The following is a 9,824-nucleotide window of genomic DNA, read 5'->3' on the forward strand; positions in this document are numbered from 1 at the left end:
CCGCCGCGGCGGCCCGCAGACTCGCCACGCTGCTGGCCGACCGGCCCGGCGCGGCGGGCGGCGGCCGCCGGGGCGCGGCTCCCGACCTCATGGAACTGCTCCCCCAGTGGCTCGCGGCGGCCAACGCCCGGGGGTACGCCGCCCCTCCGGAGGCGCTCCCGGCCCTGCTGGACGCGGCCCGGAGCCGGACGGACCTGCGTCCGGCCGTCCTGACCTTCGGCGGTCCGCGCGCGCTGTGGCTCGCCCGGTTCAACCCCGACTGGCGGTTCGCCCTGCGGGCCTCCCCGGGTGTCTCCCTGCCCGGCCCGCAGGACGCGGACCGCGTCCGGAGGCTGTGGGAGGAGGGCCTGTTCGCGGAGCGGGTGGCGCTGCTGGCGGCGCTCCGTGCGCGCAGGCCCGCCGAGGCGCGCGAGCTGCTCGCCTCCACCTGGGCCACCGAGCGGGCCGAGGACCGGCTGATGTTCCTCGACTCGCTGCGCACGGGTCTGGGCCCGGACGACGAGCCGTTCCTGGAGCAGGCCCTGTCCGACCGCAGCCGCAATGTCCGGGCCACGGCGGCGGAGCTGCTCTCGGCGCTGCCCGGGTCGGCCTTCGCCGCGCGCATGGCGGCCCGGGCCGGGGCCTGTGTGGCCCTGGACCACACGCGCGGGACACCGACGGTCGTCGTCGAGGCGCCGCACCAGTGCGACGCGGACATGGAGCGCGACGGCGTCGTCCCCAGGGCCCCGACGGGACGCGGCGAGCGGTCGTGGTGGCTGGGCCAGCTGGTCGAGGCGGCGCCTTTGGGGACGTGGCACGCGCGGCTGGGCGGGCGCACGGCGCAGGAGATCGTGGCGCTGCCGGTCGCGGACGGCTGGCGGGACGAACTGCACGCCGCCTGGTGCCGGGCGGCGGTACGGCAGCGGGACGCCTCGTGGGCACGGGCGCTGCTCGGGTCTCCCTCGGCACCCGAGGCGGCCGGGCCGGGCGCTCTGTCGCTGGCCGAGCGCGCCCGGCTGCTCGGCACGCTGGACGCCGCCGAACGGGCCGCGTGGGTGGCCGGGTTCATCGCGGCACACGGGCTGTCCGAGGCCTTTCAGCTGCTCGGGGTGTGCGCGGTGCCGTGGGCGGCCCCCCTGGGACGGGCGGTGGTCGACGCGCTCAACATCGCGCGGGACGCAGGGAGTTACCCATGGAGTTTCAGCGGAGTGATGGGGCTGGCCGAGCGGTGCCTGGATCCCGCGGAGGCGAGCCGGCTGGAGGGCCTGCTGGCGGTTCCGGACGAGCCGGAGGACGCGTCGCCCGGGGCCGGGGGGTACTGGGCGGAGGCGTTCCAGCGGCTGGTGACGACGCTGCGGCTGCGCTCCGCCATGGAGGAGGAACTGGGGCCGTCCCGGTCCGGCTGAGCAGGGCCGTGGGCTGCCGGGGCCGTCCCCGGGGGCACGGCCCCCGGGCCTCCCTCCGGCCCGGACGGCCCCGCCGTCCGGCTCCCCCGGGCTCCGCGGGCGGAGAAGCCCTCCGGGACGGGCCGGCCCCGCCCGGCCGGCGCCGGGTCCTACGCCTCCGCCGGCTGCCGGACGTTCGCCCGTACCCAGTCCACGATCGACTGGGTGGTCGCCCCCGGGGTGAAGATCTCTGCGACGCCCTTCTCCTTCAGCAGGGGGATGTCCGCGTCGGGGATGATTCCCCCGCCGAAGACCACGATGTCCTCCGCGTCGCGCTCCCGGAGCAGGTCGATCACGGCGGCGAAGAGCGTGTTGTGCGCCCCGGAGAGGATGGACAGCCCGATCGCGTCGGCGTCCTCCTGGATCGCCGTGTCGACGATCTGCTCCGGGGTCTGGTGGAGCCCGGTGTAGATGACCTCCATTCCGGCATCGCGCAGGGCGCGCGCGATCACCTTGGCGCCCCGATCGTGGCCGTCGAGCCCCGGCTTGGCCACCACCACGCGGATCGGACCGGCTGCCACACCCATCACTGCCTCCATGAAGCGACTTCATCCATCCGTCCATCCATCCGTACCGACACGTACCGCACCAGGAGGACGGACGCCCCGCACCACACCGTCCGGGGAAGTGAACGCACGTTATCTCCAGCATCCCGCAACCGGCAGTTTCACGGAGCGGAGCGAGGGGGAAATCACACGGTGAGGCACCCCCTCCGGCTCTGCGAGCAGGGAAAACCAGCCCGGGGGGAGCCGCAATGCGGCCGTCGCCCCCTCGCACCGCAGGCCCTGCACCGCGGCGGTGCGGCGGGTCGGCGAAGGCAGGAAGGGCACCCGGGACGGGTACGGCACGGCGGCGCGCGGTTTGCCCCGTCGGCCGCCCCCGCCGAAACTGCCCATGAGGGCACATGGGGGACAGAGCCGTCCTCCGGCGTGCCGACAGGAGGTCGGCCATGAAGGTCACCAAGGTCGCAGGCCCCATTCTCCCGCTCTGCCAGCGCCTGCTTCCGTGCAGGCTCGCAGGACTCTCGCTGGCCCTCCTGAAGGCGACCGCCCTGGAGCTCGCGATCCTCGCGGGACATCTCCTGCTGTACCCCTCGGGCATCATCCAGGAGCGCCGCTGCCAGGTCGGCCGGGTGCCCGCACAGTCCGGCGCCGCCGAGCTGCCGGCACAGGCCAAGCCCCCGGTCGTGCTGCTGCACGGGTTCATCGACAACCGCTCGGTGTTCGTCCTGCTGCGCCGCAGCCTCGCCCAGCACGGCCGGCACCGGGTGGAGTCGCTCAACTACTCTCCGCTGACCTGCGACATCCGCACCGCGGCCGAACTGCTCGGCCGGCACATCGAGGAGATCTGCGAACGCACCGGCAGCAGGCAGGTCGACGTGGTCGGGCACAGCCTCGGCGGGCTGATCGCCCGTTACTACGTGCAGCGGCTCGGTGGCGATCTGCGGGTCCGCACCCTCGTCACCCTCGGCACCCCGCACTCCGGCACCCGGGTGGCACCGCTGGCCAACGCTCACCCGATCGTGCGGCAGATGCGCCCCAACTCCGACCTGATCAAGGAGCTGGCCGGTCCGGCGCCGGGCTGCCGCACACGGTTCGTGAGCTTCTGGAGCGACCTCGACCATCTGATGGACCCGCTGGAGTCGGCCTGCATCGACCATCCGGACCTCCGGGCGGAGAACGTCCGGGTGAGCGGGATCGGCCATCTCGCCCTGCCGGTGCACCCCGCCGTCGCGACCGGGATCCGGCAGGCGCTCGACGCCGTGCAGCCCGACGATCCGTCCGCCGCGCGCACCGACGGGCTGACCGTGGCCTGACGGCCCGACGTAAATCGAACGTACATCGAACAAAAAGCCAAGGTCCTGTCGAGGGACCGGCGAAACACGGCTGAATGCCCGTTTCCTGTGTTCGGGAAACCCGCCGAAGATTGTCGCGTCCGCATACCGCCGGGTACAGTCGCCGCACTGCTCTGCCAGCCCCTGTAGTCGAGGCGAAAGAGAAGTTGGTGAACGATCGTCACCCGTCGGGGAGTGCGACCGCCCCGGCTCCGGCTTCCGGGACCGCCTCGACGCCCTGCGCGCCGTACGGCACCCAGGAAGCCGTGTACGGCGACTTCACCGCCTACGGCGCCCATGGCGCCACCGGTTTCCACACCGGCGCCCACGACACGGGGGGCTTCCCGGTCGATCCTCTCTTCGGTGCCGTCCCGGCCGACGGCGCCCAGGCCACGGGCTCGTACGACACCGTCCACTGGCCCTCGGGCGACCACGGAGCGCCGTACCACGACCCGTACACGGCCCAGCAGCACACCGTCCACGACACCGGCGCGTACGGCATGACCGCCTGGACGACGGGCTACCAGCAGCAGCCCTTCGTCCCCCCGCAGTCCGGGCCCGTCGACACCGGCGGCCAGTGGGACGCGAGCGTCTGGCCGCAGCCGGACCAGCAGGCCGCCGACAGCACCCAGCAGTGGGACTGGGGCACGCAGTTCTTCGACACCGGCGCGTACGACGCCACGCAGTGGAACAGCGACGGTGCCGCCGCGCCCGCCGAGGACCTCGGCGAGGCCGACCCGCACGACCGGCACGCGCCGCACGACTCGCACGACCCGCACGGCGCGCCTCCCTCCGCGCGGGAGGAGCCCGCCACCGGCGAGATGCCCGCGGTTCCGCAGCCGCCCGACGACGAGGAGGAGACCGCCGCGGACCCGGTCCCGGCCCCGCGGGCGGCCTCCCGCTCCCGGCGCCGCAGCCCGGCCAAGCGTTCCGCACTGCTCACGGTGGCCGTGCCCTCGGTCTGCGTGATGGGCGTCGCGGGCATCGCCGCCGCCTCCGTGGGCGGACTGGCCGACGAGGACAAGGACACCTCGGCGACCGCGGCCGACACGCACACGGTGAAGGCGTCGGAGGCCAACGCGAAGCTCGACCTCCAGCTGCGGAACGTGTCCGCCGGGGCGGACGACTTCGCCGGCCGGGCCAGCAGGTACCAGGAGCGCATCGACCTCAAGGCGAAGCAGGCCGCCGAGCTGAGGAAGGCGGCGGAGGAGGCGGCCCGCAGGGAGCGGCTGCGTCCCAAGTTCGCCCTTCCCGTCCTGCCGAAGGGACTCAGCGCCTTCTTCGGCCAGGCGGGCGTGAACTGGATGTCCGCGCACACCGGCATCGACTTCCCCGTCCCGTACGGGACTCCGGTGCTGGCCGCCACCGACGGCACGGTCCGCACGCAGTGGAACAGCGCTTATGGCAACATGATGATCGTGACCGCGATGGACGGCACGGAGACGTGGTACTGCCATCTCTCCAGCTACCAGGTCCCTTCCGGTACCACGGTCAAGGCCGGACAGCCGATTGCCTTTTCCGGGAACTCCGGCAACTCCACCGGTCCGCACCTGCACTTCGAGGTCAGGCCCGCCGGGGGATCGCCCATCGACCCGCTGGCGTGGCTGCGCAGTCACGGCCTCAACCCGCTCTAGGGCCTGCGCCGACCTCGACCCGGTCCAGGGCCTGCCGTCGCCCTCCCGGTCTCCGGACGAACGAGGGGAAGGCGACGGGAGACGGCGGCGGCGGGCCCTGATTCCCCTGTTGCGGCTTCTTCCGCGCTGCGGATTCCCCCGCCGTTTCCCGGCTACAGCTTCTCCACCGGTGCGTACCGCAGCAGCAGCCGCTTGGGCTTGGAGTCGCCGAAGTCGATCGTCGCCTCGGCGTTGCCGCCGGTGCCCTTGACCGCGATCACCGTGCCCAGCCCGAACTGGTCGTGGGTGACCCGGTCGCCGACGGCGAGGGACACCACCGGCTTCTCCGTGGCACGGCGGGTGGCGAACCCCGAGGCGCCGGACGCCGAGGAGCGGGACCGGGACGACGACAGCGAGGCCGCCACCCCGGACGCGGGACCGGGGGGCAGGGGCGCCGAGCCGCCCGTCCGCTTCCAGTCCACGTACTGCGGCGGGATCTCCTCCAGGAAGCGGGAGGGCGGGTTGTACGTCGGCTGCCCCCAGGCGCTGCGCATCGCCGAGCGCGTCAGATACAGCCGCTGCCGTGCGCGGGTGATGCCGACGTAGGCCAGGCGCCGCTCCTCCTCCAGCTCCTCGGTCCGGCCGAGGGCGCGCATGTGCGGGAAGATGCCGTCCTCCATGCCGGTGAGGAAGACCACCGGGAACTCCAGGCCCTTGGCGGTGTGCAGGGTCATCAGCGTGATGACTCCGTCGCCCTCCTCCTCGTCGGGGATCTGGTCGGAGTCGGCGACCAGGGCGACCTGCTCCAGGAATTCGGCCAGCGAGGCCGACTCGCCCTCCTCACGGCCCTGCTCGAACTCCAGGGCGACGGCGGCGAGTTCCTGGAGGTTCTCGATGCGGGTCTCGTCCTGCGGGTCGCTGGAGGCCTGCAACTCGGCCAGGTAGCCGGTGCGTTCCAGGACGGCCTCCAGGACCGTGGCCGGTCCGGCGCCGGACTCGACGATCGTCCGCAGGTCCTCCATCAGCGCGTTGAACCGCTTGACGGCGTTCACGGAGCGTGCGGCCATGCCGTACGCCTCGTCGACGCGGCGCAGCGCCTGCGCGAAGCTGATCCTCTCGCGCTGGGCGAGGGCGTCGATCATCGCCTCGGCGCGTTCGCCGATGCCCCGCTTGGGCACGTTGAGGATGCGCCGCAGCGGGACGGAGTCCTCGGGGTTGGCCAGCACCCGCAGGTAGGCCAGGACGTCCCGGACCTCCTTGCGCTCGTAGAAGCGGACACCGCCGACGACCTTGTAGGGCAGGCCGACGCGGATGAAGACCTCTTCGAAGACACGGGACTGGGCGTTGGTGCGGTAGAAGACGGCGACGTCGCCGGGCTTGGCCTCGCCCGCGTCGGTGAGACGGTCTATCTCGTCGGCGACGAACTGCGCCTCGTCGTGCTCGGTGTCGGCGACGTAGCCGGTGATACGGGCGCCCGCACCGGCGTTGGTCCACAGGTTCTTCGGGCGGCGGGAGCGGTTGTTCTCGATGACCGCGTTGGCGGCGGACAGGATCGTCTGGGTGGAGCGGTAGTTCTGCTCCAGCAGGATCGTCGTCGCGTCCGGGTAGTCCTCCTCGAACTGGAGGATGTTGCGGATGGTGGCGCCGCGGAAGGCGTAGATCGACTGGTCGGCGTCGCCGACCACGCACAGCTCGGCGGGCGGCAGGCCGTTCTCGCCGGTGCCGACGAGTTCCCGTACCAGGGCGTACTGCGCGTGGTTGGTGTCCTGGTACTCGTCGACGAGGATGTGCCGGAAGCGACGGCGGTAGTGCTCGGCGACGTCCGGGAACGCGCGGAGCAGGTTGACCGTCGTCATGATCAGGTCGTCGAAGTCGAGGGCGTTGGCCTCGCGCAGCCGCGACTGGTAGAGGGCGTAGGCCTGGGCGAGGGTCTTCTCGAAGCCGTCGGCGGCCTGGGCGGCGAAGTCCTCCTCGTCGATCAGCTCGTTCTTCAGATTGCTGATCCTGGCGCTGAAGGACTTGGGCGGAAAGCGCTTGGGGTCGAGGTCCAGGTCGCGGCAGACCAGGGCCATCAGACGCTTGGAGTCGGCGGCGTCGTAGATCGAGAAGGAGGACGTCAGGCCGAGCTTCTTCGCCTCCCTGCGCAGGATGCGCACGCACGCGCTGTGGAAGGTCATCACCCACATCGCGTTCGCGCGCGGGCCGACGAGCTGCTCGACGCGCTCCTTCATCTCGCCGGCGGCCTTGTTGGTGAAGGTGATCGCCAGGATCTGGCCGGGGTGGACGCCCCGTTCGGCCAGCAGGTGGGCGATGCGGTGCGTGAGCACACGCGTCTTGCCGGAGCCCGCACCGGCCACGATGAGCAGCGGAGAGCCGGAGTGCACGACGGCGGCGCGCTGGTTGTCGTTCAGCCCCTCGAGGAGTGCGGCCGGGTCCACGACCGGACGGTGGGCGCCGTCGCGGTAGTAGGCGTCCCGTCCATGGGCGTCCGGGTCCGGGGGCACATCGAACTTCCCGCCGAACAGATCGTCCGGAATCGGCTCCGGGGCCTGATCGTCCTCGGGGGGCGGCAAAGGCTCGTCCTCGGGGCCGTGCGGGGCCTGAAGGTCGGCCAGGAAGCTGTCGTCGAAGAGGCTGCTCATCGCTGTACGAGTCTAGGGTGCCCCGCCGACGCCCGCGGCTGTCCCGTGCGGACGGCCGGTTCCCGCGGGCCGCGCCCTCTGCCCGGACCACCCGACAGCGAGGTCACAAAAACATATCGGAACCGTATCGGACATACTGCGCAGTGAACTTCACATAAGTCACACATGTTGGTTACCGTGCCTCCGATCGCACGACCCCCCGCCGGCAGCCCCGCCGGACGATGCGGTCCGGTCGAGGCCGCACGCCGGTCCGGCAGGCGGACGATGGAAGGAGTGCCCCCTTGGCGTCGCACCGCAAGGCACATCCTGCGGCCACACGCGCAACGGGCACGCGCACCCCCGCACCGACCGCCGATGCCCCGGCCCCGGCCTTCCGGTCCCCGGGAACCGTCCCCGCGGGCCGCGGCGGCAGGCCGACTCCCGAGGAGGTCGAGAAGAAGCTCGACTACCTGTACCGCCGCACCGGACCGGCGAGCCGGCAGCGGACCTCGCGGGGGAAGCAGGAGAAGGGGGCACGGCAGCGCGGGCGGGTCGCGGCGCTGCTCGACGACGTCGCCAAGCGCACCGACGTGTTCGCCAAGGCGCGCCAGAAGCTGGGTGCGTTCACGGCCGCCCCTCACCGCACCGACGACGTCGCCGCCCTGCTGCTCGAGGAGGCCCCGCAGGGCTACTTCGACCAGGCCCGGGTGCTGAGCCGGCTGCACGCGCGCCGCAAGGACCCGACCGGTGCCCCGGCCGCCCGGCCGGCCGTGCGGCCGGGCGTGCCGCCGCAGCCGTCGGCATCCCGGGCTCCCGAGCCCCTGGCGGAGCCGGAGTACGACATCGCGGCGGCCAAGACCGCCACGCAGAAGAAGCTGGCCCATGCGCGCGTCCTGCTGTCGGCGGCGGCCGCGCTGAAGGCCGCGTCCGAGCCCATGGCGCCTTCCGGCCCCGCTCCTTCCGGGGCCGTACCGGCCGGGACCGCCTCGCCCGGGCCCCTGCCCTCCGAGGCCGTGCCCGCCGGGCCCGAGCCGTCCGGACCCGTGCCTGCCGGGGCCGTACCTTCCGGACCCGCTCCTGCCGGGGCCGCACCGGCCGGGCCGGCCTCCTCCGCTCCCGCGTCGGACCCCGGGGGCGCGACCAAGGCCGAGAAGGCGCTCGCCTTCGCCCGTGCGCAGATCGGCAAACCGTGTGTCTGGGGGGCGTCGGGCCCCGGGTCGTACGACTGCTCCGGTCTCACCCAGGCCGCGTGGAAGGCCGCCGGTGTCACCCTGCCCCGCTCCACCCACGACCAGGCCCACGCGGGAACCACGGTTCCGCTCACCGCGGCCCGGCCGGGCGACCTCGTCTTCTTCGCCTCCCCCTCCGGCGGCGCCGACCACGTCGGCGTCTACGCCGGCGACGGCAGGGTGATCCACGCCCCCAGGCCCGGCTCCTGCGTCTGCGAGGAGCCGATTCCCCACGGCGGCGGGTCGTCCGTCCACCACGTGGTGCGCCCCGCCTGAGAGTCCGGGAAGTCCTGGGAGAGCCCGAGAGCCCCGGGAGAAGGAGGGCCCCTTCGGCCGCCTCGGCCTCCTCCCCTGCCCCCGCGCATGCCCCGCCGGCGGAGCCGGCCGGCGTCCGGGACCTCCGGGACCGGCCGTGGCGGGCCGCCGCGGACGCCACGCGGCCCGCGGGGGCTCACAACAGTGCGCCGGGCCTCACGTCCACAGCACGGCGATGAAGATGTTCGCCGTGGTCAGCAGGCCCACCAGGCCGAACAGGCCCTTGTCCACCCTCTCCTCGTCCCGCTTGACGTAGACCAGGGCGAGAATCACGACCAGCAGCGCCAGCTTCACGCCGATCTTGATGTTGTTCACATAGTGGTCCTGGGCCTCGTTGAGGCCGACCAGGGCGACACCGGTGACCAGCATGGTCAGCGCACCGTGCAGCATGCCGGGCACGAACCGGGCCGTGCCCTGGCCCATCGCCTTCATCTGGGTGAGGAAACCGCCGAGCAGCGCGGCAATGCCGACGATGTGCAGCCCGACGAAGAGATGGATGAGTACGTCCATGGGCCGGAGCCTAATCAGCGGCCCGTACGCCCCGGACACCGCCCCACCCCTGGAGCGCCCCGCACGGCCCCTGTCCCGGGAAGTCGCACATCGGTCATCGCACCGTCCGAAGACGATGCACTTGTGACCGGCTCCCGGTCGCATACGGTCACCCGGCGCCTCACCCGCGCCACTTCCGTACATGCTGTCACCGTTCGGTCACGGAGCGCTTTAGCGTCCTCCCCAGGTGATCGGCTCCCCATCACCGCCCCCGCCAGGGGCGGCAGCCGGAACACCAC

At 72.8% G+C, this 9,824-nt stretch carries 7 protein-coding genes; 4 read left to right on the forward strand and 3 right to left on the reverse strand.

Annotated elements, in window-relative coordinates; genetic code table 11:
- The coding region (locus CCN35_RS16715) for a DUF5691 domain-containing protein (RefSeq protein WP_107501062.1) at window positions 1-1,385 on the forward strand (1,385 nt) is incomplete at its 5' end.
- A 149-nt stretch (window positions 1,386-1,534) separates the two neighbouring features.
- Here CCN35_RS16715 and icmB read toward each other — a convergent pair.
- A complete protein-coding gene (gene icmB / locus CCN35_RS16720; RefSeq protein WP_067394675.1) occupies window positions 1,535-1,951 on the reverse strand; it encodes a coenzyme B12-dependent isobutyryl CoA mutase small subunit in 417 nt (138 codons plus the stop codon).
- A 422-nt stretch (window positions 1,952-2,373) separates the two neighbouring features.
- Between icmB and CCN35_RS16725 the strand changes: the two genes are divergently transcribed.
- Both CCN35_RS16725 and CCN35_RS16730 read left to right on the forward strand, forming a co-directional pair.
- On the forward strand, window positions 2,374-3,240 hold the full coding sequence (locus CCN35_RS16725; protein WP_067394601.1) for an esterase/lipase family protein: 867 nt from the start codon (window positions 2,374-2,376) through the stop codon (window positions 3,238-3,240).
- A gap of 74 nt (window positions 3,241-3,314) precedes the next feature.
- Window positions 3,315-4,892: a M23 family metallopeptidase gene (locus CCN35_RS16730; protein WP_086793324.1), complete on the forward strand. Its 1,578-nt coding sequence runs from the start codon at window positions 3,315-3,317 to the stop codon at window positions 4,890-4,892.
- Between the two features lie 152 nt (window positions 4,893-5,044).
- Here the strand turns inward: CCN35_RS16730 and pcrA are convergent, their stop codons facing one another.
- Window positions 5,045-7,513, reverse strand: a complete 2,469-nt coding sequence (gene pcrA / locus CCN35_RS16735; protein ID WP_086793326.1) for a DNA helicase PcrA — start codon at window positions 7,511-7,513, stop codon at window positions 5,045-5,047.
- A 281-nt stretch (window positions 7,514-7,794) separates the two neighbouring features.
- Here pcrA and CCN35_RS28930 point away from each other — a divergent pair, with 281 nt between their 5' ends.
- Entirely contained in the window at window positions 7,795-8,997 is a 1,203-nt protein-coding gene (locus CCN35_RS28930; RefSeq protein WP_086793328.1) for a C40 family peptidase, read from the forward strand.
- Between the two features lie 195 nt (window positions 8,998-9,192).
- Here CCN35_RS28930 and CCN35_RS16745 read toward each other — a convergent pair whose 3' ends face one another.
- Window positions 9,193-9,546: a hypothetical protein gene (locus CCN35_RS16745; RefSeq protein WP_067394613.1), complete on the reverse strand. Its 354-nt coding sequence runs from the start codon at window positions 9,544-9,546 to the stop codon at window positions 9,193-9,195.
- Window positions 9,547-9,824 lie beyond the last annotated feature (278 nt).

Origin of the sequence: Streptomyces thermovulgaris (genome assembly GCF_002155915.1) — a bacterium.
GTDB classification, from domain to species: domain Bacteria; phylum Actinomycetota; class Actinomycetes; order Streptomycetales; family Streptomycetaceae; genus Streptomyces; species Streptomyces thermovulgaris.